Genomic DNA, 26084 nt, shown 5'->3' on the forward strand with positions numbered 1-26084 from the left:
TCTGTTAGTTTGAATATGTACGCATGCGCGTGCGCGTGCGCACGCGAGAAGCCGCAGATTGTAGATGTGGCTTCCGCGCTCCCGCACAGGGTGTGGCCGGGGCCCCGCGTCGGCCGGACAAGAGGAACAGTTGATGAAGACATTGGTAATTGCAGAGAAGCCTTCGGTGGCACAGGACATCGTGCGCGCGCTCACGCCGGTCGCCGGCAAGTTCGACAAGCACGAAGAGCACTTCGAGAACGAGCAGTACGTCGTGACCAGCGCCGTGGGCCACCTGGTGGAGATCCAGGCGCCCGAAGAGTTCGACGTGAAGCGCGGCAAGTGGAGCTTCGCCAACCTGCCCGTCATTCCGCCGCGCTTCGACCTCAAGCCGGTGGACAAGACCAAGACCCGGCTCAACGCGGTGGTCAAGCAGGCGCGGCGCAAGGACGTGAGCCAGCTCATCAACGCCTGCGACGCGGGCCGCGAGGGCGAGCTGATCTTCCGCCTCATCGAGCAGTACGCCGGCGGCAAGGCGCCGCTGGGCAAGCCGGTGCGGCGCCTGTGGCTGCAGTCGATGACGCCGCAGGCCATCCGCGACGGCTTCGACCAGCTGCGCAGCGAGCAGCAGATGCAGGGCCTGGCCGATGCGGCGCGTTCGCGCTCCGAAGCCGACTGGCTGGTCGGCATCAACGGCACGCGCGCCATGACCGCCTTCAACTCGCGCGACGGCGGCTTCTTCCTGACCACCGTGGGCCGGGTGCAGACGCCCACGCTGTCGGTGGTGGTGGAGCGCGAGGAAAAGATCCGCAAGTTCGTCAGCCGCGACTATTGGGAAGTGCACGGCACCTTCCTGGCCGAGGCGGGCGACTATCCCGGCAAGTGGTTCAACCCTGAGTGGAAGAAGCCGCCGCCCGGCCCCGACGGCCTGCCCGACCCCGAGCAGCGCGCCGACCGCGTCTGGAGCCAGCGCGAGGCCGAGGCCATCGCCCAGGCCGCGCGCGGGCGCACGGCCAGCGTCACCGAGGAAAGCAAGCCCACCACGCAGGCATCGCCGCTGCTGTTCGACCTGACCTCGCTGCAGCGCGAGGCCAACAGCCGCTTCGGCTACAGCGCCAAGACCACGCTGGCCCTGGCCCAGAGCCTGTACGAACGCCACAAGGCATTGACCTATCCGCGGACCGACTCGCGCGCGCTGCCCGAGGACTACCTGCCGGTGGTGCACAAGACGATGGAAATGCTGTCGACCAGCGGCATGCGCCACCTCGCGCCCTTCGCGAAAGAGGCCATCGACGGCAAGTACGTGAAGCCCACCAAGCGCGTCTTCGACAACGCCAAGGTCAGCGACCACTTTGCGATCATCCCGACGCTGCAGGCCCCCAGCGGCCTGTCGGAGGCCGAGCAGAAGCTGTACGACTTCGTGGTCCGGCGTTTTCTTTCGGTGTTCTTCCCGAGCGCCGAATACCAGATCACCACGCGCATCAGCACGGTGCAGCACGAGGGCAAGAAGTACACCTTCCGCAGCGACGGCAAGGTGCTGGTCAAGGCCGGCTGGCTCGCGATCTATGGCAAGGAAGCAGAGGACGAGGAAAAGACCGACGACAAGGACAGCAAGCGCCTGGTGCCGGTGAAGCCCGGCGAGCAGGTCAACGTCGAGTCGGTCGAGCCCAAGGGCCTGAAGACCCGCCCGCCGGCGCGCTATTCCGAAGCCACGCTGCTGGGCGCCATGGAAGGCGCCGGCAAGACCATCGACGACGACGAATTGCGCGAGGCGATGCAGGAGAAAGGGCTCGGCACGCCGGCCACACGCGCCGCCATCATCGAAGGCCTGCTGGCCGAAAAGTACATGTTGCGCGAAGGCCGCGAGCTCATCCCGACCGCCAAGGCCTTCCAGCTCATGACGCTGCTGCGGGGCCTGGGCGTGGAAGAGCTGTCCAAGGCCGAACTCACCGGCGAATGGGAACACAAGCTCTCGCAGATGGAGCACGGCCAGCTCAGCCGTGCCGCCTTCATGCGCGAGATCGCCGAGATGACGCAGCACATCGTGCGCAAGGCCAAGGAATACGACCGCGACACCGTGCCCGGCGACTACGCCACGCTCGCGACGCCGTGCCCCAACTGCGGCGGCGTGGTGCGCGAAAACTACCGCCGCTACGCCTGCACCGGCAAGCAGGGGCAGGAACCGTGCGGCTTCTCCTTCGGCAAGTCGCCGGCCGGCCGCACCTTCGAAGTGGCCGAGGCCGAGCAGCTGCTGCGCGACAAGCACATCGGCCCGCTCGAAGGCTTCCGCTCGAAGGCCGGCTGGCCCTTCACCTCCGAGATCATCATCAAGTTCGATGAAGAGGCGAAGAACTGGAAGCTGGAGTTCGACTTCGGCGACGACAAGGAGGGCGAGACCGGCGAGATCGTCGACTTCAGCGGCCAGCACGCGCTGGGTCCCTGCCCCAAGTGCGGTGCGCACGTGTTCGAGAACGCCAGCAACTACGTCTGCGAGAAGTCGGTGCCCACCGAGGCACAGCCGACGCCGAGCTGCGACTTCAAGACCGGCAAGATCATCCTGCAGCAGCCGGTCGACCGCGCCCAGGTCGAGAAGCTGCTGGCCACCGGCAAGACCGACCTGCTCGACAAGTTCGTCTCGATGCGCACGCGCCGGTCGTTCAAGGCCTTCCTGGCCTGGAACGCCGAGGAGGGCAAGGTGAGCTTCGAGTTCGAGCCACGCGAAGGCAAGAGCAAGTTTCCGCCGCGCAAGACCTTCGCCGCCAAGGCCGCGCCGGCAGCGAAGAAGACGGCTGCGGGCAGCAAGGCCAAGGCGCCGGCCGCCAAGAAGGCCGCGGCACCCAAGGCAGCGCGCAAGCCATCGGCCGGCCTCAAGCCCAGCGATGCGCTCGCCGCGGTGATCGGCACGGAACCTGTGGCGCGCACCGAGGTCATCAAGAAGCTGTGGGACTACATCAAGGCCCACAACCTGCAGGACGCAGCCAACAAGCGCGCGGTCAACGCCGACGCCAAGCTGAGGCCTGTTTTCGGGAAGGACCAAGTCACCATGTTCGAAATCGCGGGCATCGTGGGCAAGCACCTCAGCTGAAGGAGATCGCCTTGAAGAAACTTGTTCCCGCCCTCTGTCTCGCGATGGCGCTTGGCTTGACGGCCGGCTGTGCGTCGTCGCGGGGCGGTGGCGACGCCGGCAGCACGGCCGGCAGCGGCAGCAGCGGCATCACCGTGTTCGGAACCATCGACGCGGGCGTCAGCAACACGCGCAACCGCTCGTCGCGCGACTGATCTTCGCGGCGTCGATGCGCCGCCGCGGCCGCGTTCAGCGCATCAGCAGTGCCTGGCGCAGCAGCCGCGCGGCGCGGTTGCGGATGCGTCCGGGCGCGCTGCGCAGCGGCCCCCGCGGGCTGACCTTGGCGGTCGCGCAGGCCCAGAGAAAGTCTTCGAGGATGGCTGTGTCGTCCACCGTTTCGGTGCTGCCGTACTTGTGGAACTCCGGGTGCCATTGGGTGGCCGAGATGTAGCTGCGGCCGCGGCCGTCCTTGCGGCGGATCGCCTCCGGCACGTGGTCGGGCACGCTCCAAGCCTCGACCTCGAAGTTGGGCGCGAGATCCTTCACGCCCTGGTGGTGGATGCTGTTGACCCGGGCCCGCTCCACACCCGGGTACAGCTTCGACAGCCGCGTGCCGGGCACGATGCCGATCTCGTGGAAGTTCTGGTCGTAGGTCACGGGGTCGCGGTGCCGAAGCGCGTTGGGATGCTGCGCCTCGATGTCCTGGTAGAGCGTGCCGCCGAAGGCCACGTTGATGAGCTGCAGTCCGCGGCAGACGCCGAAGATGGGCTTGCCGGCCTGCTCGAAGGCTTCGACCAGCGCCAGGTCGTAGAGGTCGCGGATGCGGTCGCCGATCCACGCGTCCTTGAGCGGCACCTCGCCGTAGCTGCCGGGCCAAACGTCGGCTCCGCCGTGCATGACCACGCCATCGAGCCACTCGGCGTAATGCGAGAGCTTGGTGTCGCCGCGTGCGGTCTCGCCCGTGGGGCAGGGAACCATCACCACCATGGCGCCGGCCGACATCAGCCAATGCGCGATCGACTGCTCGACGTATTGGAGCGTCTTGTTGGTGAACAAGGACCGATCCGGGTCGGCATGAGAGAAGCAGGCGGAGAGGCCGATCTTGAGCCGGCCGGAAACGGTTTGTGACATCGCGATCAAGACGAACAGTAGGAATATTCTGGAACGTTCCGGGCACTTGTCCAGTGGACAGCCCGCCCCGCACGTTTGTCGGACAGGACCGCACAGCTAGGATGCGCCTGCGCCATCATGCGCCCCAAGATCAGGAGACCGAATGAAGACCATCCAGGGCCCCGCCATTTTCCTGGCCCAGTTCGCGGGCGACACTGCCCCTTTCGACTCGCTCGACGCCATCGGCGGCTGGGCTGCAGGTTTGGGCTACAAGGGCGTGCAGATTCCGAGCTGGGACGCGCGCCTGTTCGACCTGCGCAAGGCCGCCGAAAGCCGGACCTACTGCGACGAAGTGCAGGGCACGCTGGCACGCCATGGCATCCGCATCACCGAACTGTCGACCCACCTTCAGGGTCAGCTGGTGGCCGTTCATCCGGCCTACGACGCGGGCTTCGATGGCTTCGCGGCGCCTGAAGTGCGCAACGACCCGGTACGGCGGCAGCAGTGGGCGGTGGAACAGCTGCTTTTGGCGGCCAAGGCATCGGCCAACCTGGGGCTCACGGCACATGCGACGTTTTCGGGTGCGCTGGCTTGGCCTTATCTCTATTCGTGGCCGCCGCGGCCGCCGGGCTTGATCGACGAGGCCTTCGACGAACTGGCCCGGCGCTGGCGGCCGATCCTCGACGCCTTCGACGAGGCCGGTGTCGACGTCTGCTACGAGATCCATCCCGGCGAAGACCTGCACGACGGCGTGACCTACGAGATGTTCCTCGACCGCGTCGACCACCATCGCCGTGCCTGCCTGCTCTACGACCCCAGCCACTTCCTGCTGCAGCAGCTCGACTACCTGACCTACATCGACCACTTCCACGAGCGCATCAAGATCTTCCACGTGAAGGACGCCGAGTTCAACCCGACCGGCAAGCAGGGCGTCTACGGCGGCTTCCAGCCCTGGCTGCAGCGGGCAGGCCGCTTCCGCTCGCTGGGCGACGGCCAAGTGGACTTCGGCGCCATCTTCTCCAAGCTGGCGGCCTACGACTTCCCGGGCTGGGCCGTCCTCGAATGGGAGTGCTGCCTCAAGCATCCCGAGGACGGCGCGCGCGAAGGCGCGAAGTTCATCGCCGACCACATCATCCGCGTGGCTGACCGGGCCTTCGACGACTTCGCGGCCGGCGGCGTGGACCAGGCCGCCAACCGCCGCATGCTCGGCATCGCGGGCTGAAGCGACCCGATCAAATGCCGGCCGGCTTGCTCAGCGTCTTCATGCGGTCGACCGCCTGCACGCGCACCTTGCGCGTCTCCGAGCCCTGCTGCACCGTGAGTTCCACCTCGGCATCGGGCGCGGCGCGCTTCCAGAGCTGCTTGTAGAAAGCCTCGAGCGTGGCCACGCCCACGCCGTCGACCTCCAGCACCACGTCGCCGGGCTGGATGCCGGCGGCCAGCGCCGGCCCGCGACGGTCGACGCGCACGATCTGCACGTGGCCGTCGCGCTCCGACGAGGACAAGCCGAGCCACGGCCGCACGCTCGCGCGTGTGTGGCCGTTGGCCTGCAGTTCGCCGAGCACCGGACGCAGCAACTCCACGGGCACGAACATGTTGCCGGGCGTCGGGCTCGTCTGCCCCGGCACCGACTCGAGCACGAACAGGCTGCCGATGCCCAGCAGCTCGCCGTTGCGGTTGAAGAGCGGTGCGCCGCTGTGCGAAGGAATCGGCGGGCTGGTGAAGAGGGCCGACTCGATGTGGTATTCCCAATAGCCCGAGAAGGGCCGCACGCCCAGCAGCCGGGTGAAGCCGACCTCGGTGCCGCTGTTGCTGCCGGTGGCGGCCAGCAGCAGCTCGCCCGGCGTGAGCCCGCCCACGCCGGCCAGCGGCACGGGCTGGATGCCGCGCAGGGGCACCAGCGTGCGCAGCAGGCCGAAGCCGGTGGCCAGGTCGTAAGCGACCTGGCGCGCAGGCAAGGTGCGGTCGTCCTGGGTGATCACCTCGATGCTCTCGGCCTCCAGCAGCAGGTAGCCGATGGTGAGGATCAGTCCGTCGGGGCCGATCACCACGCCGGAGCCCGAGCGTCGCGCGCCGAGCGACTCCGCCGACGCGGCTCCTTCGGTGGCAGTGATGCGCAGCGAGACCACCGCATCTCCGGCGCGCTGCAGGGCCTGGATCTGCGAAGACGATGCCGGATCGGGCTGGGGCGGCGTGGCCGCCATGGCCCATGGCACCGCGGCCAACAGGAACAGCCAGAAGATGCCGGCAAGGAGCACCCGCAGCCGCTCGCTCGATACTCGATCATTCATGGCCGCGCTCCTTGGAACGGTGACGCCTCAGATGGTGCGCCGCGCGCGGCCCGGCCGCAAGGGGCGCCGTGGCCTGTCGTCCGTATGCAGACGTGCCGAGCAACTGTCATGCCAGTGCGGTTAGAATGCGGGGTTCGTTTCGATCGCCGACGAAGCATTTCGTCACTTTCCGGCTGACCCGGGTGCCCCGGGGCAAATCACCAGCCGGCCTCGCGCTGTCGTCGTGGGGCCTTCGTACTCCGTTGAAGCGAACAGGGCGCGCTGTCCGCTCCGGTGGGCGCCAGATCCCGGCCGGGCCCGCACCCTCTCACTGTCTCTTACGCATCGCGGCGTCGCGGTGCGCAGGCGCCCGATTCGAGTATCCAAGCAACATTCAGAGGTCCGCATGCCCAAGGAAGAACTGATCGAAATGAACGGCGCAGTCACGGAAGTGCTGCCCGACTCCCGCTACCGCGTCACGCTCGACAACGGCCATCAGCTGATCGCCTACAGCGGCGGCAAGATGCGCAAGCACCACATCCGCATCCTGGCCGGCGACAAGGTCTCGCTCGAGCTGTCGCCCTACGACCTGACCAAGGGCCGCATCACCTTCCGCCACCTCGAGCGCCGTGGCCCGCCGCCCACCGGCGGCAACAACGGCCCGCGCCGTTGATCGCGTCTCCCCTGTTCCCGTGACCCGCCACGCCGTCGACTTCGCGACGCTGCCGCTCGCGCCGCCCGTCCTGGCGAACCTGCAGCAGCTCGGCTACCTGCAGATGACGCCGATCCAGGCGGCCAGTTTGCCCGTCGCGCTCGCCGGCAACGACCTCATCGCACAAGCCAAGACCGGCAGCGGCAAGACCGCCGCCTTCGCCCTGGCGTTGCTGGCCCGACTGCAACCCCGCCGCTTCGACGTGCAGTCGCTCGTGATGTGCCCGACGCGCGAGCTGGCCGATCAGGTCACGGTCGAAATCCGCCGCCTCGCCCGCGCCGAGGAAAACATCAAGGTGGTCACCCTCTGCGGCGGCGTTGCGCTGCGCGGGCAGCTGTCCAGCCTGGCGCACGGCGCGCACGTGGTGGTCGGCACGCCGGGCCGCATCCTCGATCACCTGTCGCGCGGCAGCCTGAAGCTCGAAGCGCTCAACGCGCTGGTGCTCGACGAAGCCGATCGCATGCTCGACATGGGCTTCCTCGACGACATCGCCGCAGTCGCGCGCCAGTGCCCCAAGGATCGCCAGACGCTCCTGTTCTCCGCCACCTACCCCGAGGGCATCGCGAAGCTCGCCGCGCAGTTCATGAAGAACCCGCAGCAGATCGCCGTGGAGGCGCAGCACGAGGAAGGCCGCATCCGCCAACGCTGGTACGAGGTGGTCGACGACGGGCGCCTGCATGCCGTGGGCCGGTTGCTCAAGCACTTCCGCCCCCAAAGTACCCTGGCCTTCTGCAACACGAAGCAGCAGTGCCGCGACTTGGTGGAGGTGCTGCAGGCCGAGGGCTTCAGCGCGCTGGCCCTGTTCGGCGAGCTCGAACAACGCGAGCGCGACCAGGTGCTGGTGCAGTTCGCCAACCGCAGTTGCTCCGTGCTGGTGGCCACCGACGTGGCCGCGCGCGGGCTCGACATCGCGCAGCTCGAAGCCGTGATCAACGTCGACGTCACGCCCGACGCCGAAGTGCACATCCACCGCATCGGCCGCACGGGCCGGGCCGGCGCCGACGGCCTGGCGCTCAGCCTGGCCAGCCTGGACGAGATGGGCCGCGTCGGCAAGATCGAGCAGCTGCAGGGCCGCCCGTCCGAATGGCATCCGCTCGCCGAGCTGGCTGCGCAAGACGACGAAGGCCCGTTGCTGCCGCCCATGGCCACCCTGCAGATCGCCGGCGGCCGAAAAGACAAGATCCGCGCCGGCGACGTGCTGGGCGCACTGACCGGTGAGGCCGGCTTCACCCGCGAGCAGGTCGGCAAGATCAGCATCAACGAGTTCTCCACGTACGTGGCGGTCGACCGGCGCATCGCGCGCGAAGCCGCCCACAGGCTGTCCACCGGCCGCGTCAAGGGCCGGTCCGTCAAGGTCCGGCTGCTGGCCGATGTGGCCTAATGTCGGCCTTTCCCCATTTTTCAACCGAGCCCTTCATGACCCAGAAGATCCGCACCGAGGCCGACCGCAAGGCCTCTCCCAAGCCCGTTCCCGTTGCCGGCTACACGCTCCCCAGGACGGGTGGCGGCCAGAAGATCAGCCTCGAGCGCGGCACCGCGACCCGCAGCAAGAAGAACCCCGGCAAGCGGGCCAAGAAGGGCGGCTGAGCCCGGCCGGCCTCCGGCAGCAAGCGATGACGCGCCCTTCCCGGGCGCGTTTTTCATTTCATGGTGACCGCCCGCCCCGGGCTCGCGCTTTCATGTCCGACGACAACCAGATCCACATCCCGCCTTCGTTCTTCGCGCTCTACACCGACGCGCGCCAGAGGCTGACCGAGCCGATGGCGACCATCCGCGTGCGCTACGAGATCTGCGAGGACCTGGCCAACCACCTGGTCGGCCATGCCCAGGTGCTGAACCACGTGGAAGTGCCCGATGAAAACGAGATCCTCGGCCGCATCCATGCGGGCCTGACGACGCCCGAGGCGGGTGTCTCCGCCGCCGAAAGCCGCTGGATCGTGCGCCGGCTGGCCGAGCTGCTGGGCTGGAGCGGCGGGCGCGACGAGGCCCCGGCCGACGACCTCGACCCGGCGCCTCGAGGCCGACAGCACTAGCCCCGCCGGGCTTTCTTCGCCGCGACCCGGGACGTGCCGGCCGCAGTCGTTGCGGCCTTGGACGAGGAAGGCGGAGCAGCGGGGAAGGGCGGAAATGGCGGAAAGGGCGGAAGTGGCCGGTGCGCCACCTCCTTCGCAGCCGCCGCGTCCATGCCCAGCCCCCGCAGCACGCAGGTCGCCACGTCGCGGCCGTGATGCCGCGGCACCAGGCCGAGCGCCACGCTGCGCATCGCCTGGCTGATGGTGCCGTTGATCAGGTCGAGCGCCGCCGCCTCGCCGGGAATGCGAAAGGCTTTCTGCTTCACGCCCAGCCGCAGGTCGGCCAGCGTGTACTGGCCGATCTCCAGCAGCAGCTCGGGCGCCGCGATCGCCACGTCCAGCATCATCAGCGTCCAGGCCGGGCTCTGCTCGGCCAGCCAGATGTAGCGCTGGTTGCCGATCGCCATGCGCTGCGCGCCCTCGTCGATGCCCTGCTGGCTGTCGCCGATGCGGCGGCACAGCGTGTCGGCCAGCAGCAGCGCCACCGCACGTGCCACCTCTTCCTTGGTCTTGAAGTGGTTGTAGACCGTCCCGGTCGTCATGCCGGCCGCGGCGGCCAGCTCCTGCATGGTGGCGCCCGCGATGCCGCGCGCCGCGAACACCCGGATCGCCGCCTGCACCAGTTGCAAGCGCGTGCGCTCGCGCTTGAGCAGCCCGGGGCGCGGCCGCCACACACTTTCGGCCAGGGCATCTGGCAAAAGTGGTATGGACGGCGTCCCGAAATTCACAGCATCATTCATTTTTAGACACAGCGACCATTTTTGATCAGAACATCCAACGAAAGCGAGTTTGCCATGTGCCCCGACCTCCGCCTCGGCTATCTGGTCTTCGAAGTGCGCCGCCCCACCCGGTGGGCCGACTTCTGCCACCACATGCTGGGCCTGCAAGCACCCGTCGCCAACGTCGACGGCAGCCACGGCTGGCAACTGGACGAAGCGGCGCAACGGCTGATCGTGCGCGAAGGCCCGTCCGACGACCTGGCGGCGATCGGGCTCGAATGCGGCGACGCGGCCGCGCTCGATCGCCTTCTGGCGCGCCTGCGCGAGGCCGGCATCACGGTTCAGCACGCCGACGCGCATCTGCACGCGTCCCGCCGCGTGCAGCGCCTGCACCGCTGCGCCGACCCGGCCGGCAACACGATCGAGCTGTTCATCGGCATGGACCGCGCACCGGCGCCCTTCGCGTCGCAGGCCTTTCCCGATGGCTTTCACACCGGCGAGGCAGGCCTGGGCCATGCCGTGCTGGTGTCGCACGATCTGGATGCGATGGAAACCTTCTATCGCCTGCTGGGCTTCGGCGTAACCGAACGGCTCGCCACCCGCGTCGGGCCGATGGACATCCGAGGCGTGTTCCTGCACTGCAACCGCCGCCACCATTCCATCGCGCTGTTCGACATGCCCCTGTCCAAGCGCATCCACCATTTCATGCTGCAGGCCGAGCGCCTGGCCGACATCGGCATCGCCTTCGAGCGCGCGCAGCGCCACAAGGTGCCGCTGTCGCTCGAGCTGGGCCAGCACCCCGATCCGGACGGCACCTTCTCGTTCTACGGCGCCACGCCCTCGGGCTTCGACTTCGAGATCGGCGCCGGCACGCGCAGCATCGAGCCCGAGGGCTGGGACACGCAGCACACCAGCGTCACCAGCACCTGGGGGCACAAGCCGCGGCTGCGGCTTCAATTGAAGATGGCGGCGGGCCTGATCGCGCAGAAGCTCTCGCGCGCGCCGCGGCAACGCGCGGAGGTGTCGCGATGAGCACGTCGCGCCGCTGGTTCCGGCGCGCCGCGATCGCGCTGATCGTCCTGCTCCTGCTGTCCGCCGCCGCGCTCTTCGCGGGCGACCAGTTCGCCCGCCGCAAGATGCAGCGGCACATCGAGGTCGCCGTGCAGCCGGTGGCTTTCCAGAACGATTCCGCCGCCATCGAGCGCGGCCGCTATCTGTTCGCCTCGCGCGGTTGCGTGGACTGCCATGGCGCCAAGGGCAACGGCCACATGTTCCTCGACGACGGCAAAGGCATGCGCATCGCCGGGCCCAACATCACCCCCGGCGCCGGCAACGTGGTGGCCGGCTACAAGCCGGAAGACTGGGTGCGCGCCATCCGCCACGGCATCGCGCCCGGCGGCCGCCCGCTGATGGTGATGCCCAGCGAAGATTACAACCGCCTGACCGACGACGACCTGGCCGCGCTGGTCGCCTACGTCCGCCAGTTGCCGCCGGCCGAGGGCGGCGCGGCGGTGGTCGACCTGCCCCTGCCAGTGCGAGCGATGTACGGCTACGGCTTCATCCACGACGCCGCCGGCAAGATCGACCACGCCCTGCCGCCGGCCCGCCCGGTCGCCGAAGGCGTGAACGTGCAGCACGGCGCCTACGTGGCCAACATGTGTCTGGGCTGCCACGGCGCGAAGCTGGAAGGCGGCAAGGTGCCGGGCGGGCCGCCCGACTGGCCGGCGGCCGCGAAGCTCACGCCCGGCGATGGCAACGCGATGTCGCGCTACGCCGATGCCGAATCGTTCGCACGCATGTTCAAGACCGGCAAGCGGCCCGACGGCACGCCGGTCGCGGTCATGCCCTTCGGCTCGCTCGCGGCGATGAACGACACCGACGTGCGCGCGCTCTACGTGTACTTGAAGAGCCTGCCGGGCGCGGCGGCGCGCTGAGCGCTGCTTCTTCTCGTCAGCGAAACGCTGCGGCGAATGCGGAAAGGCGCTCCATGGCCTTGAGCAGCAGCGGCTGCTCCAGCGCGATGGAGATCCGGAAGAACGGGCTCAGGCCGAACACCGTTCCTGGCACGGTCGCCAGCTCCGCCTCGTCCAGCAGCGCTTCGGCCACGTCGATGTCGCTGCCGAGCCGCCTGCCGGCCTGGGTGGTCTTGTCGAGCCAGCCACCGCAGTTGATGTAGACGTAGAAGGTGCCGGCCGGCCGCAGGCACGACAGCCCGGGAATGCGGTTGATGGCGTCCACCACCAGATCGCGCCGCGCCTGGAAGGTGGCGCGGTTCGCGGCGATGAAGCCCTGGTCGCCGTCGAGCGCTTCCACGGCCGCGGCCTGCGCGATGCTGTTGGGGCTGCCCGTCAGCTGGCTCAGCAGGTCGGACATCGACTTGATGATCGCGCGCGGCCCGGCGGCGAAAGCGAGCCGCCAGCCGGTCATGACGTAGCCCTTGGAAAAGCCGTTGATCGTGATCACCCGGTCCAGCAGCTCGGGCGCCGCCTCGCCGAAGGAGACGGCCCGCTTGCCGTCGAAGGTCAGGTGCTCGTAGAGCTCGTCCGTGACGATCCACACCTCCGGGTAGGGCGCGAGCACGGCCGCCAACGCCTTGATTTCTTCGGCCGTGTAGACCGCACCCGACGGATTGCTCGGCGAATTGAAGATGATGGCCCGGGTGCGGGGTGTCAGTGCAGCGGCCAGGTCCTCCGGCGTCACCTTGAAGCCGGTGGCCTCCTTGCCCTCGACGAACACCGGCTTGCCGCCGGCGAGCTCGACCTGGTCGGGATAGGTCACCCAGTAGGGCGCAGGAATCACCACCTCGTCGCCCGGATTCACGATGCTCAGCACCGCGGCGAGGATGATGACCTTGGCGCCGCCGCCCACCACGATCTGGTCGGGCGTGCAGGTCATGCCGTTCTCGCGCGCGAGCTTGGCGGCGATCGACTTCTTGACCTGCGCGTAGCCGTCGGTCGGCGTGTACTTGGTGAAGTCGCGTCGGATCGCGGCGATGCCGGCTTCCTTGACGTTGTCGGGCGTGTGGAAGTCCGGCTCGCCGAGGCTCAGCGGAATCACGTCGCGCCCTCCGCGTGCCATCTCGGAGGCACGGGCGTTCATGGCGATGGTGGGAGAAGGCCGGATGGCAGTGGCCCTGTGAGCGAGTTGTGGCATGTGGATGGTTCCTCGTGAAATTCAGGCAAAGCTCTCCCCTCCGGCACGGTGGCGCGCGGCGGGGCACGTCGGGGCAGCGCAGGAAGGTCGGCTAGTTCAGCTTCAGCGACACGCTGCCCAGTCCGTCGAACTCCATGCGGGCCTCGTCGCCAGCGTTGAGCCAGATCGTCTTGACGACGCTGCCGACCGTCACCGTGTCGCCCTTGCGCAGCATCTGCCCGCGCGCGGCCAGGTGGTTGGCAAGCCAGGCCAGCGGGTTGTGCGGGTGCCCGAGCACGTCGGCACCCGTGCCGCGCGATGCCTCGACCCCATTGATGAGCGCACGCCCGACCACCGCCTGCAGGTCGGGCGCGTTCGATCGGGACACCGGCTCGCCGAGCACCAGGCCGGCACTGAAGAAGTCGTCGGCGATCAGCGTCGGTGCGCCCAGCGTCTCCCATTCGACGTAGCGGTCGTCGACGAATTCGATCGCGGGGTAATAGCACTCGACTGCGTCTGCCACCGTGTCGGCCGTGTAGGGTGCGCCGCTGGCCGGCAGGTCCGCGCCCATCTTCACGGCGATCTCGCATTCGACACCCAGCCGCACGAAATCCGCCGCCTTCAACTGCACGCCGCTCTCAAGCAGGCGCTTGGCGTAGAGCGCGCCACCGCAAGGGTGGGGGATGGCCAGGTAGCGCTGCATGATCTCGCTGGTGCAGCCGATCTTGTAGCCCACCAGCGGGCCCAGGTGCGGCGTGAGCTTCTCGTGCAGCGCATCCTGCACGCGGTAGGCACTGTCCAGGTCGTCGGGGCGCACCTCCGGCGGCAACGCCGGGAGCCGCGAGAGCGAGAGCCTGTTCTCAGCAATGATCCGTGCCGCTTCCTGGATGAATTCCATGATGTCCTCGGTTTCTTGACTGGGGTTCGACGGCTGCGACGCGATCACGTCGCGAGCACGATCTTTCCGAAATGCACGTTGCTTTCCATGTACGCGTAGGCCGACTCCGCGTCCTGCATGGGGAACACCTTGTCCACCACCGGCACCAGGGCACCGCTCTGCAAGGCAGGCATCAGGTCATGCTTGAACTGCGCGGCCACGCGCCAGCGTTCTTCGATGGTGCGGGTGCGGTTGGTGACGCCGACCATGCGCAACTGTTTGCGTGAGAACTCGTCGACGCTGATCGTCGATTCCGCGCCGGCGACCCGGCCTGCCAGCACCAGCCGCGCATGGACCGCGGCCGCATCCATCGAGCGCGACAAGGTGTTGCCGCCCGCCAGGTCGACGATGACCTGCACGCCAGCGCCGCCGGTCGCTTCCTTCACCATGGCGGCGACGTCGTCGCTGCGGTAGTTGATCGCCACGTCGCAGCCCAGCGTGCGCAGGCGGGCCAGCTTCTCGGCGTTGCCGGCGGTGCCGAAGATCTTCGAGGCGCCGAGCACCTTGGCGATCTGCACGGCGGCGATGCCGGCCGCGCTGCTCGCGGCCTGCACCAGCACAGTCTCGCCGGCGGTGAATCCACCCGCCGTCACCAGCGCGTTGTGCGCGGTGATGAAGGACACGGGAATGGACGCCGCGGCCGTCCAGTCCATGGACGGCGGCACGTGCGCGGCGAAGCGGTAGTCGACCACCACCTGCTCGGCAAAGGCGCCGCTGCTCATCGCCATGACCCGGTCGCCCACGGCGAAGCCCTGCACCTCCGCGCCCACCGCGATCACCTCGCCGGCGAACTCGAGGCCTGCGGCGGCCACGGCGGTGCTCTTTTCGGTCGCCGCGAAGTGCGACACCGCCCGCCGTAGATCGGCCCGGTTGAGGCCCGCGGCGCGAACCGCGACGAGCAGGTCGCCGGGCTTGGGTGCGGGGCTCTGCGCCTCGCCCCAGCGCAGGGCGCGGTGAGGGGATGTCTCGTGGATGGTGATGGCTTTCATGTCGTTCGGTCTTCGGTGCGAATTCAGTTGGGAACCCAATGGCAACTCGGTGGAAACTCAATGCGAAAGGATCTTCGAGAGGAATTGCTTGGCGCGCTCCTCCCGCGGGTTCGAGAAGAACTGCTCCGGCGGCGCGACTTCCAGCACCTTGCCGGCGTCCATGAAGACGACGCGGTCGGCGACGCGGCGCGCGAAGTTCATCTCGTGCGTGACGATGATCATGGTCATGCCGTCCTTGGCCAGCGAGATCATCACGTCGAGCACTTCCTGGATCATCTCGGGGTCGAGCGCGGAGGTCGGCTCGTCGAAGAGCATCACCGCGGGCTGCATCGCCAGCGCGCGGGCGATGGCCACGCGCTGCTGCTGTCCGCCCGACAGGAAGGCCGGATACGCCTGCGCCTTCGCGCCCAGCCCCACCCGCGTGAGCAGCTTCATGCCGATCTCCTCGGCCTGCGGGCGTGTCAGGTTCTTGACCTTCATGGGCGCCAGCATCACGTTCTCGAGCGCCGTCTTGTGCGGGTAGAGGTTGAACTGCTGGAACACCATGCCGACCTTGGTCCGCAGGCGCGACAGCCCGGCGCGGGACGTGTCGATGGGCTCGCCGAACACCACGATCTCGCCCGACTGGATGGGTTCGAGCTGGTTGATGCAGCGGATGCAGGTGCTCTTGCCGGAGCCCGACGGCCCGCACACGACGATGACCTCGCCTTGGGCGACCTCGAGGCTCACGTCGGTGAGGACTTGGTGGCTGCCGTAGAACTTGTTCACGTTGCGCATGCGCACGATCACGGGCTTGTCGGCGTCGTCTTGGTTGTGGGTCATGGGGGTGTCGGATGCGGATGGGCGTTTCATACGGCGTTGACTCGGGTGCGCTCAGACGGCCTTCTGCGACCGGGTAATCTTCGGCGCCCAGTTCCAGCGGCCTTCGAGGTAGCGGCCGAAGCTCGCGATCGCATAGCAGAAGACGAAGTACACCAGGGCTGCGAAGCCGAAGATCTGGATCGGATGGGTCAGCAGGCGGTTGTTCACCAGCGTGACGGTGCCGGTGAACTCCAGCACGCCCACCACCGACGCCGTCGAGGTGTAGAGGAAGAGGTTGATGTAGCGGTTGACCAGGGCCGGAACGGTGGCACGCACGGCCTGGGGAAGCCGGATGTGCAGGAAGATCTGCACCGGGCTCAGACCCGTGGCGGCGCCGGCTTCGCGCTGGCCACGCGCCACCGCCAGCAGGCCGGCCCGCAGGTCTTCGCCGATGAACGACCCTTGGTAGATCGACAGGGCGATGACCGCGCTTTGCAGCGGCGTGAATTGCACGTTGAGGATCGCAGGCAGCAGGAAGTACAGCCAGAACAGGAACACCAGCGAAGGCAGGCTGCGAACGAGCGTAGTCACCAGTTGCGTGGTGCCGGCGATCCAGCGCGACGACGACAGCGAGAGCGCCGCGATCATCACGCCGTAGCAGAAGGCACCTGCGCCCACGAACAGCGACAGCAGCACGGTCAGCGCAAGCCCGCCGATGGGCCCGTTCGGAAAGGTGCCCAGCAGCAGGAATCGGAGGTTGTCGAGGATGACCATATCAACGATGCACCGGCGATTTCGCCAGCCTTTCGAACAACCGGAACACGCCGATGGTGGCGAAGGAGAGCAGGAAGTAGACGACGCTTACGGCGGTCATGATCTCCAGCCCCTTGAAGGTTTCGGACTCCAGGTTCTGGCCCTGCCACATGAGGTCCATGACGCTGATGGTCATGGCGAAGGTCGATCCCTTGATGACGTTGACCATCTCGCTCGACAGGCCGGGCAACACCAGCGGCAGCAGCTGCGGAATGACCACGTGCCGGTACATGGTGGGGCCCGGAATGCCGCACGCCGCCGCGGCTTCGAGCTGCCCCACCGGCACCGATTCGACGCCCTGTCGCAGCACCTCGGCGACGAAGGCGCCTTCGACCAGCGCGATGGCGACGATCGTGACGACCATCGCCAGATGCGGCGTGCGCAGCAAGCCGTACTCCATGGGCGGGAACAGGTTGGTCAGCCCGAAGTAGAAGAAGAACATCGTGATGATGAGCGGCACGTTGCGCGCCACGTCGATGTAGCCGCGCGCGGCGCGCTGCACGATGCGCGGTCCACCGACGCGGCAGGTCGCGAGGACGATGCCGATGAGCAGCGCGCCCGCGGCGCTGCACAGGCTGAGCACGACGGTGGTCTTGAGGCCGGCGATCAGCGCCTCTGCGAGGCGTGGATCGGCCAGGAATTTCCAGTCGAATTGCACGTTATGACCCGTTGCTGCCGCGCCGTCAGAACTTCGGCTTCTCGACCGGTGTGCTCACGTATTTCTTGATGATGCGATCCCAGGTTCCGTCCGCCACCATCGCCTTGAGCTGCCCGTCGAGCGCGGTGCGCCACTCGTCGTCGCCCTTGCGCACGCCGATGGCGATGGGGTCCACGATCACGAGCTTGGGCAGCACTTCGTACTTGCTGGGGTCGGTCTTGATGTACTGGTCCAGGCCGAGAGCCTGGCCGATGAAGGCCTCGGTCACGCCTTGCTGGAAGGCGAGGAAGGCGGCCGGGTACTCCTGGAACTTCGTCACCACCGCCTGGGGCGCCTGTTCCTTCAGCCCCGCATCGGCGGTCGTGCCCTGCACGAAGCTCACCGCGCGGCCGTTCAGGTCGGAGGGCGTGCGGATCGGACTGCCCTTGCGAACGACGACTGCGCTGCCGTCCGTCACGTAGGTGGTGGTGAAGTCGATCACCTTTTCGCGTTCGGCGGTCTTGGTGATGGCTGCGATCAGCATGTCGACCTTGCCGGCCGTCAGCGTGGGAATCCGCGACTGCCCGGTGACGCGCACCAGCTCCAACTTGACACCCAGGCGCTTGGCGATGTCCTCGGCGAACTCGACGTCGAAGCCGATGTTCTTGCCGGCGGCGTCGACGAAGCCATAGGGCGGCGAGTCGAAGCGCACCCCCGCGATCAGGGTGCCGCGGGACTTGACCGTTTGCAGGGTCGACGTGGACTGCGCTTGCGCAAACAGGCTGGTACCGAGGAGGGCAGCCAGGGCGGCCGCACGCACAAACATTGAACGCTTCATATCGGGTTCTCTTTCCGTGTGGCACCTGTGCGGTGCCCTTTGCTTGCCATACCGGGCCCAGGCGTGCTGCCTTGGCCCAACTGACTCCTGCGCATGCGCGAAATGCTCGACATGCACCGAAGGCGATCAAAAAATACGATATTGGATACGATTCTTTCTCGCGAGACTACCCAGCAGAAACCATGCCATTGCCCTTGGAGTCAGTGCTGCTCGATGTCTTCCACGGCGGCGACGGGCTCGCGCTCGAAGCCGTGCAGGTCGAAGATGCGGCGGACCGTTCCACCAGCGATGGCCCGCGTCATCAGTTGCTGCAGGCACTCCAGGGCCGCCGGCTTGCCTTTCTGCAGCCCCACCGCGATGCCGGTGGCATGCAGCCGACCGTCTAGCACCCGTGAGCCCGCGATGAAGCGCTGATAGTTGAGCAGCACGTCGCGCGACAGCACGAGCGCGTCGGCCTGTCCTTCGTCCACCGCGCGCACCGCCGCGGCCACGTCGGGAATCGACACGACGCTGGCGGCGTCGAGCACGCGCGCCGCGTTGCGCACGGTGGTCGTGTTCGCGATGCCCGCCACGACCACGCCGGGCCGGTTCAGGTCCATGACCTCGTGGAACGGCGCGTTGCCACGCACGAGCGCCGTGCTCTCGATGAGGAAATAGGCGGGGCCGAAAGCCAGGCGTCGGCGCCGCTCCTCGTCGACCGGCATGAATCCCAGGTCGACGGCGCCCTGTTCGATCGCATCGGTGAGTTCGCCGGAGTTTGGAAAACTCGCGATCTCGGCGTCCAGGCCGAGTTCGCTCGCCAGATGCAGCCCCAGGTCCACGGTCACGCCTCGCACTTTGCCCGCCTCGTCGCGTGCGACGAAGAAAGTCGACGCTTCCGGCGCATGGACCACGCCGACGCGCAGGCGGCCGCCCGGCGCGAGTTCGTCGCGCGCCGAAGCCAGCAGTTGTGCTGGCAGCGTGGCAGCGGCATCACCGGCGGATGGAATCGTCATGTCGTTCAAGACCAGTTGGTGGAGATGTACTTGGCTTCCATGAACTCGAGCAGCCCATGGTGGGCGCCCTCGCGTCCCAGTCCGCTCTGCTTCACGCCGCCGAAAGGGGCGGCGGGATCGGACACCAGGCCGCGGTTCAGCGCGATCATGCCGCTTTCGATGCGTTCGGAGACACGCAGCCCACGGGCAAGGTCACGGGTGTAGACATAAGCCACCAGCCCGTACTCGGTCGCATTCGCGAACCGGATGGCCTCGGCCTCGGTGTCGAAGGCCACGATGGGTGCGACCGGGCCGAAGATCTCCTCGCCCAGCAGGTCCGAGTTTGGCGCGACGTCCGCCAGCACGGTGGGCATGTAGAAGAAACCCTTGCGCTGTGGCGCGTTGCCGCCGGTCAACACGCGCGCGCCCTTCTTGCGGGCGTCGTCCACCAGCGCGCCGACCTTCTCTACCGCAGCCTTGTTGACCAGGGGCCCGCACTGCGTGCCGTCCTTCAGCCCATCGTCGGTGACCAGGGCGCCCATGCGCTCGGCCAGGCGCCGGCTGAATTCATCGGCCACGCCACGTTGCACGTAGAAGCGGTTCGCCGCCGTGCATGCCTCGCCGCCGTTGCGCATCTTGGCGATCATGGCGCCCTCGACGGCTGCGTCGATGTCCGCATCGTCGAACACCACGAAGGGCGCATTGCCGCCAAGTTCCATGGAACAGTTGATGACCGAATCGGCGGCCTTGCGCAGCAACACGCGGCCCACTTCGGTTGACCCCGTGAACGACAGCTTGCGCACGCGGTGGTCGTCGAGGATTGCGTTGGACACGCGGCCCGCTGTCGACGTGGTGAGAACGTTGACCACGCCTGCCGGCACGCCGGCCTCCGCCAGCAGATCGGCGATGGCGTAGGCCGTGAGCGGCGTCTCGGTCGCGGGCTTCAGGATGCAGGTGCAGCCGGCCGCCAGCGCGGGACCGATCTTTCGCGTCGCCATGGCAGCGGGAAAGTTCCAGGGCGTGATGAGCAAGGCGATGCCGATCGGCTGGTACTGCACGATGGTGCGCGCCGCGCCCGAGGGCGCCACGCTGATCTCGCCGTTGATGCGCACGGCTTCTTCCGCATACCAGCGGAAGAACTCGGCTGCATAGGCGACCTCGCCGCGCGCGTCGGCGAGCGCCTTGCCGTTCTCCATCGTGATCAGCTGGGCCAGCTTCTCGGCATCGCGCGTCATGAGCTCGAAGCAGCGCATGAGGATGGTGCTGCGCTTGCGCGGCGCCGTAGCGGCCCAGGCCTCTGCCGCGGCGGAAGCGGCTTCCACCGCGGCGAGGGCATCTTCGGTGGTCGCATCGGCCACGCTCGCGATCACTTTTTCAGACGCGGGGTCGTACACGTCGATGCGTTTCGCGCTCGACGATGGCCGGAAGGCGCCGCCGATGAAAAGATCGGTCGGCATCGTGTCGATGTTCAGAGGGCTCTGGTTCATGGGTCTCTTCGAAGTGACGTGGCGATCGCTCAGTGCACGCCCGCGTGGGCATTGCGCACGATGTGTGCGACATCGTCGACACCGAGCTTGCGGGGGTTGTTGTTGATGAGGCGTGCCGACAGCATCGATTGCTCCGACACCCAGCCCAGCTTTTCCTCGGGCAGGCCCAGGTCCGCCAACGTGCGGGGGATGCCGATGTCTTCGCACAGGCTGCGGGTGCGGCGAATGGCACCCATGGCGAGTTCGACGGGGTCGTCGCCTTTGCAGCCGATGGCGGTGCCGATGGCGGCCAGCTCCGGCGTCACGGCGCCGGCGTTGTAGGCCATGACGTAAGGCAACAGGCAGGCCACGCCCAGGCCGTGGGCCGTGTGCGTCAACGCGCCCACCGGGTACTGGATGGCGTGGGCCGCGGCCGTGCCGGCGGTGCCGAAGGCCAGCCCTGCCGACAGCGAGGCGAACATCAGCATGCCGCGCGCCTCGAGGTCGCTGCCGTCGGCCATGGCCCGCGGCAGATACTCGAAGATCGCCTTGATCGCCGCGAGCGCGTGCTGATCACTGAAGAGGTTCTTGCCGACGAAGACCCGCTCCTGCGAGAGCCCGGCCGAGACCGGATGCCGCACGGCCGTGTAGGCCTCGATGGCGTGCGTCAATGCATCGGCGCCGGACAGCGCCGTGAGCCCCGGTGGGCAGGTCAGCGTGAGTTCGGCATCGCAGATCGCGGTGTGCGGAATGAGGTAGGGGCTGGAGATGCCGACCTTGAGATCGCGCTTGCTGTCGCCCAGCACGGCCACCGGCGTCGCTTCGGAGCCGGTGCCGGCCGTGGTCGGGATGGCCACGACGGGAATGATGGGCCCCGGCACCTTGAATTCGCCATAGAAGCGGTCGAGCGGGCCGCCATGCGTGAGCAGCAGGCTGACGAGCTTGGCCATGTCCATGCAACTGCCGCCGCCGACACCGACCACGACGTCGGGCCGGAAATTACCGCAGGATTCGACGCACTCGTCGATGCTGGAGGCGGGGAGTTCGGCCAAGGTGCCGCTGAACAGCCGGGCCTCGACGCCGCATGCAGCCAGATCGGCCAGCATTTCAGCCATTTCCGTGGACGCCGCAAAGCGTTGATCGGTGCAGACCAACGTGCGCTTGCCGAGGCGCGCGACCGCCTGGCCGAGGGCGCGCCGCTGTCCGTTGCCGAACACGATCGATTGGGGGGCGCGCATCACGCCGAACTGCGAAGTCATTCCATGTTTCCTGTGGGTGTGTCGTGGGGGGTCTGGCTGCGCCGGTCGCCAGCCAGCGCGACGATGCGCTGCCAGACCTCGGTCGCGACGTCCATGCCGTTCTCGATGCTGCGGGCCCGCTGCTCGCGCGCCCGGTCGCCGGGCACCAGCACGGGACGATCGGCGCGAGCCGGCGGGCTCGCCCTGAGGGTCTGCAGGTAGTCGGAGATCAGGCCCGCAGCCGAGCTGCGGGCCGGCTCGATCACGATGAACACGTCGCCCTTGTTGCAGGACTGGGTCGAATCGAGCGTGCCCTTGACCTCGGCGCCCATGGCCGAATCGGTGAGCGCGGCGACCAGCACTTCGAACGCCAGACCGAGCGCATAGCCCTTGGCGCCGCCGAAGGGCGCGATCGCCCCTTGGCGCGCCGCTTTCGCGTCGAGCGTGGGCTCGCCGTCGGCATCCAGCGCCCAGCCGGGCTCGAGGGCTTGGCCGCGGTTGGCGTAGTCGTGCACCTGGCCCATCGAGATCAGGCCGGTCGCCATGTCCAGCACGAAAGGCGCGGGCTCTGCGGGAACGCCGATGGCGACCGGGTTGGTGCCGATCAAGGCTCGGCGGCCGCCCCAGGGGTGGACCAGCGCTTCGCTGGTCGTGACGGCCAACAAGATCTGTCCTTGCGCAGCGACCTTTTCGGCGTAGAGCGCGAGCATGCCCAGGTGGTTGTTGTTGCGGATCGCGGCCACGGCAATGCCGGTGGTGCGGGCCCTGGCGGAAATCTCCGCGATCGCTTTGAACGCGACGACCGGGCCCAGACCTTGCTCGCCATCCACCTCGAAGAACGAACTGCCACGCCACTGGCCCTTGCCGGCGGTCGAGGCATTGCTCACGCCGTTGGCGATGCGCTCGACGACGCGCGGCAGGCGAAGAAGACCATGCGATGCGCGGCCGCGCAGCTCTGCTTCCAGGAGCAGTTCCGTCTGCACATCCGCATGGGCGGGCGGCACGCCTGCATTCACTAGCGCTCGGGAGCAAACTTCCTTGGCTTCGTGCCAGGCGACGCGGGTCTTCATTTCTCGGGGCTTTCGGTTAATCGTATCGGATATTAAATCCGACTTGATATATCGTAGGTGGGCGATAAGATCGGGTCAAGCAAAATCTCGGAGGAATATCTTGGACGTCAACGTGCAAGCATTGCTTGTTCAGGGCGACTCGGATGCGCCGAAGGCCATCCATCAGGGCTCGCTGGGGGATCGGGTGTACGAGGCACTCCTGTCCCAGATCATTTCGCTCAAGATCGCACCCGGCAGCCGCATATCGATCGATGCCCTGGTGCGGGAATTCGGCGTGTCGCAAACGCCGATCCGCGCGGCCCTCATCAGACTCGAGGGCGTGGGCCTGGTGGTCAAGACCCACAACATCGGATATAGCGCCGCCCCGATGCCGAGCCGGCAGCGGTTCGAGGAAATGTTCGACCTGCGGCTGATGCTGGAGCCCTACTTGGCAGCGCGCGCCGCCGAGCGTCTGTCCAACGGGCTGCGTGAAGAGCTGGCACGCATCGCCGCCGCCATGGCCGAGCCCCCGGGCGACGACGTCAAGCTGGCCTACGGCAAGTTCGCACTGCAGGATGCCCGATTCCATTCGTGGATCGCCAACCATGCGGCGAACGAACTGGCCGCCGAAGCGCTGTCGCGCCTGCATGCGCACACGCACCTCTTCCGGCTGCGCTTTCATTCGCATCTGACCGAAGGCGCCATCAAGGAGCATGCCGAGATCGTGGCCGCGCTTTCGTCGGGCGACCCCGAGCGTGCGCGCGATGCGATGGCGAGCCACATCCTGCAGTCGCGTGCGCGCATGGAGCCTCATTTCGTCAGCCTGGAATCGGCCGCGTGAGCAATCGTCGTGCGTGCAGATGGCCCGGTGCTCACCGGCTGTCCGCGAACTTCCTGCGAAAGGCGGTGGGCGTCATCCCCTTCACATCTCGAAAGCGACGATTGAAGTTGGCCACGTTGTTGAAGCCGACGTCATAGCAGATCGCCGAGACCGGGTCCTGCGACTTCACCAGCAACTGGCAAGCCCTCGAGATGCGCAGTTGCGTGAGAAAGCTCGAAAAGGTGTTGCCGGTGCGACGGTGAAATATCCGCGAGAAGTGGCTCCTGCTGATGTCGAAATGCTTGGCCACCCGCGGCATGGTCAGCGCGTCCGAGTAGTGTTCGTTCATGTAGCCGACGATCGAGTCGATCTGCGTCATCGAGGCCGGGTCGTCGGCCGTGTCGACCCAGGGGTTCGACAGCAGTCGAAACTCCTTCCACTGCCCGAGCACCGAGAGGAAGTCCAGGAACACCGACAGCCGCGCCAGGTCCTTGCTGGCCCGGATGCGCGCGAAGTACTCGGCGGCGCATTCGGACATGCCGAAGAACTCGATGCCTTGCGCACACCGGTCGAGCAGCGGCAGCACCTCCCCCAACTCCGAGATGAGTGCCGAGGCGCGTTCGATCGGCGAGCGGTCGAACACGATGCAGTGGTCTCGCAAGGCGACGCCCTCGGGCGGGGCGTTGGTCGATATCCAGTTGTGCGGGAGCTTCGGCCCCGTCATCACCAGATTGCCCGGCTCGAACGTGCCGATGTAGTCACCGACGAACATCTTGCCGCTGGTGGCCACGACCAGGTGGATCTCGTAATCGTCGTGGTAGTGCCAGCGGATCAGCGGCGACGGCGTCCCATGGCTGACGTAGCGCACGAGCCGTTCGAGTTCGGACGACGGGCTGTAGCCGAGCTCCGCGTTCCGGTACTGCGGGTCTTCTCTGCAAGGGGGTGGCTCGGCCATGGCTTCGGTGCCGGTGCTACTTGTAGTAGCCGGCCTTCTTCATCTCGCGCTCGGCGATGCCCTGCGATGTCTTGAGCGCCTGGTCGACCGTGACCTTGCCCGTCAGCGCCGCGCTCATCTGTTGCCCCACGCTCGTGCCGATGGCCTGGAATTCGGGAATGGCGGCGAATTGCACGCCGATGTAAGGCGACTTGGGCAGGGTGCTGTCGTTCGGGTTGGCCGAATCGATCGCCTTGCGCTCGGCCTCGGCGAAACCGGCGACCTTCTGGAACTCGGGGCTCGCATAGGTCGACTTGCGCGTGCCGGTCGGCACGGTGTTCCAGCCGGTTTCCCTGGCGACCAGCTGGATGTATTCCTTCGACGTGGCCCATCGGATGAACTTCTGCGCCGCATCGTCCTTGGTCGAGCTGGCGGGTATCGCCAGGTTCCACGACCACAGCCAGTTGGCGCCCTTGGGCGTGACGGCGGTCGGCGCCTGCGCGAAGGCGACCTTGTCGGCCACCTTCGACTGCTTCGGATCGCTGACGAACGAGGCCGCGATGGTCGCATCCACCCACATGCCGCACTTGCCCTCGTTGAACAGCGCGAGGTTTTCGTTGAAGCTGTTGGCCGATGCGCCCGGCGGGCCGTAGGCCTTGACCAGGTCGACGTAGAAGCTGATCGCGTCCTTCCAGGGCTTGGTGTCGATCTGCGGCTTCCACTGCATGTCGAACCACTGGCCTCCGTAGGTGTTCACGAGCGTGGTGATCGGCCCCATGTTGTCGCCCCAGCCCGGCTTGCCGCGCAGGCAGATGCCGTACACGCCCGCCTTCGGATCGTGGATCTTGCCGGCCAGCGCCTTCACCTGCGCCCATGTGGGCCGCTCGGGCATCTGAAAGCCGGCCCTGTCGGCCAGATCCTTGCGATACATCAGCATCGAACTCTCGCCGTAGAACGGCGCGGCGAACAGTTTGCCGTCGTGCGACAGGCCCGTGCGGATGGCCGGCAGCAGATCGTCGACGTCGTAGGCCGCATCGGTGGCGATCGGCTTGAGCCAGCCCTTCTTCGACCAGATCGGCGTTTCGTACAAGCCGATGGTGATCACGTCGAACTGGCCGCCCTTGGTGGCGATGTCGGTGGTGACGCGCTGCCGCAGCGTGCCTTCTTCGAGCGTGACCCACTTCAGCTTGATGTCGGGGTATGCCTTTTCGAAGACCGGGGTCAGCTTCTGCATCTCGATCATGTGGCCGTTGTTCACGGTCGCGATGACCAGGTCCACCGCATGTGCGGGCAGCGCACACAGTGCGAGCGTTGTTCCGGCCAGGTTGGCAAGCAATCTCGAATGACGCATGGTGTCTCCAGACAATGAAACCGGCCGAGGCCGGCCCCTAAGAATCGCGAGATTCCGGGCTTTTGGATAACCCGCCGGCTTGCCTGAACTGATACTTTGGTGCTTTTGGGCTTAGCGACTTTCCCTAGCTGTGATGTCTCAATAGGTTGTTCACCCGGAAGGGTCTGGGAGACTGGAGT

General features: G+C 67.2%; 26 protein-coding genes. 10 read left to right on the forward strand and 16 right to left on the reverse strand.

What is annotated here, in order from left to right; translation table 11 throughout:
• Nucleotides 1-133 precede the first annotated feature (133 nt).
• Together B0W80_RS14775 and B0W80_RS14780 are read left to right on the forward strand one after the other, a co-directional pair.
• Nucleotides 134-3064 carry a DNA topoisomerase III gene (locus tag B0W80_RS14775; protein ID WP_076999913.1) on the forward strand — a complete coding sequence of 977 codons (2931 nt, stop codon included), beginning with the start codon at nt 134-136 and terminating at the stop codon, nt 3062-3064.
• Nucleotides 3065-3075: 11 nt separating this feature from the next.
• Entirely contained in the window at nt 3076-3258 is a 183-nt protein-coding gene (locus B0W80_RS14780; protein ID WP_076999914.1) for a hypothetical protein, read from the forward strand.
• A gap of 34 nt (nt 3259-3292) precedes the next feature.
• Here the strand turns inward: B0W80_RS14780 and B0W80_RS14785 are convergent, their stop codons facing one another.
• The gene (locus B0W80_RS14785; protein WP_076999935.1) at nt 3293-4174 is read right to left on the reverse strand and encodes a gamma-glutamyl-gamma-aminobutyrate hydrolase family protein; all 882 of its coding nucleotides are present in this window, start codon (nt 4172-4174) and stop codon (nt 3293-3295) included.
• A gap of 142 nt (nt 4175-4316) precedes the next feature.
• On the opposite strand from B0W80_RS14785, the gene B0W80_RS14790 reads away from it, so the two are divergent.
• Entirely contained in the window at nt 4317-5375 is a 1059-nt protein-coding gene (locus tag B0W80_RS14790; RefSeq protein ID WP_076999915.1) for a sugar phosphate isomerase/epimerase, read from the forward strand.
• Between the two features lie 10 nt (nt 5376-5385).
• Here B0W80_RS14790 and B0W80_RS14795 read toward each other — a convergent pair whose 3' ends face one another.
• The gene (locus B0W80_RS14795; RefSeq protein ID WP_076999916.1) at nt 5386-6444 is read right to left on the reverse strand and encodes a S1C family serine protease; all 1059 of its coding nucleotides are present in this window, start codon (nt 6442-6444) and stop codon (nt 5386-5388) included.
• 385 nt (nt 6445-6829) lie between these two features.
• On the opposite strand from B0W80_RS14795, the gene infA reads away from it, so the two are divergent.
• The 4 genes from infA to B0W80_RS14815 all read left to right on the forward strand — a co-directional run bounded on the left by infA (nt 6830) and on the right by B0W80_RS14815 (nt 9168).
• Nucleotides 6830-7096, forward strand: coding sequence for a translation initiation factor IF-1 (gene infA / locus B0W80_RS14800; protein ID WP_068679401.1), 267 nt, complete (start codon nt 6830-6832; stop codon nt 7094-7096).
• 19 nt (nt 7097-7115) lie between these two features.
• The gene (dbpA, locus tag B0W80_RS14805) at nt 7116-8516 is read left to right on the forward strand and encodes an ATP-dependent RNA helicase DbpA (protein WP_076999917.1); all 1401 of its coding nucleotides are present in this window, start codon (nt 7116-7118) and stop codon (nt 8514-8516) included.
• Between the two features lie 35 nt (nt 8517-8551).
• Nucleotides 8552-8722, forward strand: coding sequence for a hypothetical protein (locus B0W80_RS35485; RefSeq protein WP_179106926.1), 171 nt, complete (start codon nt 8552-8554; stop codon nt 8720-8722).
• 92 nt (nt 8723-8814) lie between these two features.
• A complete protein-coding gene (locus tag B0W80_RS14815; protein WP_076999919.1) occupies nt 8815-9168 on the forward strand; it encodes a hypothetical protein in 354 nt (117 codons plus the stop codon).
• Here the strand turns inward: B0W80_RS14815 and B0W80_RS14820 are convergent.
• Entirely contained in the window at nt 9165-9881 is a 717-nt protein-coding gene (locus B0W80_RS14820) for a TetR/AcrR family transcriptional regulator (protein WP_076999920.1), read from the reverse strand. The two genes, B0W80_RS14815 and B0W80_RS14820, sit on opposite strands and share 4 nt — an antisense overlap.
• Nucleotides 9882-10001: 120 nt before the next feature.
• Here B0W80_RS14820 and B0W80_RS14825 point away from each other — a divergent pair, with 120 nt between their 5' ends.
• Together B0W80_RS14825 and B0W80_RS14830 are read left to right on the forward strand one after the other, a co-directional pair.
• Nucleotides 10002-10958 (forward strand): VOC family protein, encoded by a 957-nt coding sequence (locus B0W80_RS14825; RefSeq protein WP_076999921.1) that lies wholly within the window; start codon nt 10002-10004, stop codon nt 10956-10958.
• Nucleotides 10955-11860 carry a c-type cytochrome gene (locus B0W80_RS14830; RefSeq protein ID WP_076999922.1) on the forward strand — a complete coding sequence of 302 codons (906 nt, stop codon included), beginning with the start codon at nt 10955-10957 and terminating at the stop codon, nt 11858-11860. The genes B0W80_RS14825 and B0W80_RS14830 overlap by 4 nt, the downstream gene beginning before the upstream one ends.
• Nucleotides 11861-11876: 16 nt before the next feature.
• On the opposite strand, the gene B0W80_RS14835 is transcribed toward B0W80_RS14830, so the two are convergent.
• The 11 genes from B0W80_RS14835 to B0W80_RS14885 form a co-directional block, all read right to left on the reverse strand.
• Entirely contained in the window at nt 11877-13079 is a 1203-nt protein-coding gene (locus B0W80_RS14835) for a pyridoxal phosphate-dependent aminotransferase (RefSeq protein WP_076999923.1), read from the reverse strand.
• Nucleotides 13080-13170: 91 nt separating this feature from the next.
• The gene (locus B0W80_RS14840) at nt 13171-13956 is read right to left on the reverse strand and encodes a 2-keto-4-pentenoate hydratase (RefSeq protein WP_076999936.1); all 786 of its coding nucleotides are present in this window, start codon (nt 13954-13956) and stop codon (nt 13171-13173) included.
• A 44-nt stretch (nt 13957-14000) separates the two neighbouring features.
• On the reverse strand, nt 14001-14984 hold the full coding sequence (locus B0W80_RS14845; RefSeq protein ID WP_076999924.1) for a zinc-binding dehydrogenase: 984 nt from the start codon (nt 14982-14984) through the stop codon (nt 14001-14003).
• A 57-nt stretch (nt 14985-15041) separates the two neighbouring features.
• Nucleotides 15042-15770, reverse strand: coding sequence for an amino acid ABC transporter ATP-binding protein (locus B0W80_RS14850; RefSeq protein WP_179106929.1), 729 nt, complete (start codon nt 15768-15770; stop codon nt 15042-15044).
• Nucleotides 15771-15857: 87 nt separating this feature from the next.
• Nucleotides 15858-16559, reverse strand: coding sequence for an amino acid ABC transporter permease (locus tag B0W80_RS14855; RefSeq protein WP_076999925.1), 702 nt, complete (start codon nt 16557-16559; stop codon nt 15858-15860).
• 1 nt (nt 16560) lies between these two features.
• Nucleotides 16561-17256 carry an amino acid ABC transporter permease gene (locus tag B0W80_RS14860; RefSeq protein WP_076999926.1) on the reverse strand — a complete coding sequence of 232 codons (696 nt, stop codon included), beginning with the start codon at nt 17254-17256 and terminating at the stop codon, nt 16561-16563.
• 25 nt (nt 17257-17281) lie between these two features.
• Complete coding sequence (locus B0W80_RS14865; RefSeq protein WP_083745410.1) at nt 17282-18073, reverse strand: transporter substrate-binding domain-containing protein; 792 nt, start codon at nt 18071-18073, stop codon at nt 17282-17284.
• Between the two features lie 200 nt (nt 18074-18273).
• Nucleotides 18274-19068 carry a transporter substrate-binding domain-containing protein gene (locus B0W80_RS14870; RefSeq protein ID WP_143684629.1) on the reverse strand — a complete coding sequence of 265 codons (795 nt, stop codon included), beginning with the start codon at nt 19066-19068 and terminating at the stop codon, nt 18274-18276.
• Between the two features lie 5 nt (nt 19069-19073).
• A complete protein-coding gene (locus B0W80_RS14875; protein WP_076999928.1) occupies nt 19074-20534 on the reverse strand; it encodes an NAD-dependent succinate-semialdehyde dehydrogenase in 1461 nt (486 codons plus the stop codon).
• Between the two features lie 29 nt (nt 20535-20563).
• The gene (locus B0W80_RS14880; RefSeq protein WP_076999929.1) at nt 20564-21772 is read right to left on the reverse strand and encodes an iron-containing alcohol dehydrogenase; all 1209 of its coding nucleotides are present in this window, start codon (nt 21770-21772) and stop codon (nt 20564-20566) included.
• Nucleotides 21769-22821 carry an Ldh family oxidoreductase gene (locus B0W80_RS14885; RefSeq protein ID WP_076999930.1) on the reverse strand — a complete coding sequence of 351 codons (1053 nt, stop codon included), beginning with the start codon at nt 22819-22821 and terminating at the stop codon, nt 21769-21771. Before B0W80_RS14885 ends, B0W80_RS14880 begins: the two co-directional genes overlap by 4 nt.
• A gap of 112 nt (nt 22822-22933) precedes the next feature.
• Here B0W80_RS14885 and B0W80_RS14890 point away from each other — a divergent pair, with 112 nt between their 5' ends.
• Nucleotides 22934-23641, forward strand: a complete 708-nt coding sequence (locus B0W80_RS14890) for a GntR family transcriptional regulator (protein ID WP_076999939.1) — start codon at nt 22934-22936, stop codon at nt 23639-23641.
• Between the two features lie 31 nt (nt 23642-23672).
• Here the strand turns inward: B0W80_RS14890 and B0W80_RS14895 are convergent, their stop codons facing one another.
• On the reverse strand, nt 23673-24575 hold the full coding sequence (locus B0W80_RS14895) for an AraC family transcriptional regulator (protein WP_076999931.1): 903 nt from the start codon (nt 24573-24575) through the stop codon (nt 23673-23675).
• Between the two features lie 16 nt (nt 24576-24591).
• Complete coding sequence (locus B0W80_RS14900; protein ID WP_076999932.1) at nt 24592-25905, reverse strand: sugar ABC transporter substrate-binding protein; 1314 nt, start codon at nt 25903-25905, stop codon at nt 24592-24594.
• Nucleotides 25906-26084: the final 179 nt, after the last annotated feature.

The organism is Variovorax sp. KK3, assembly GCF_001984055.1.
Classification (GTDB): Bacteria; Pseudomonadota; Gammaproteobacteria; order Burkholderiales; family Burkholderiaceae_C; genus Variovorax.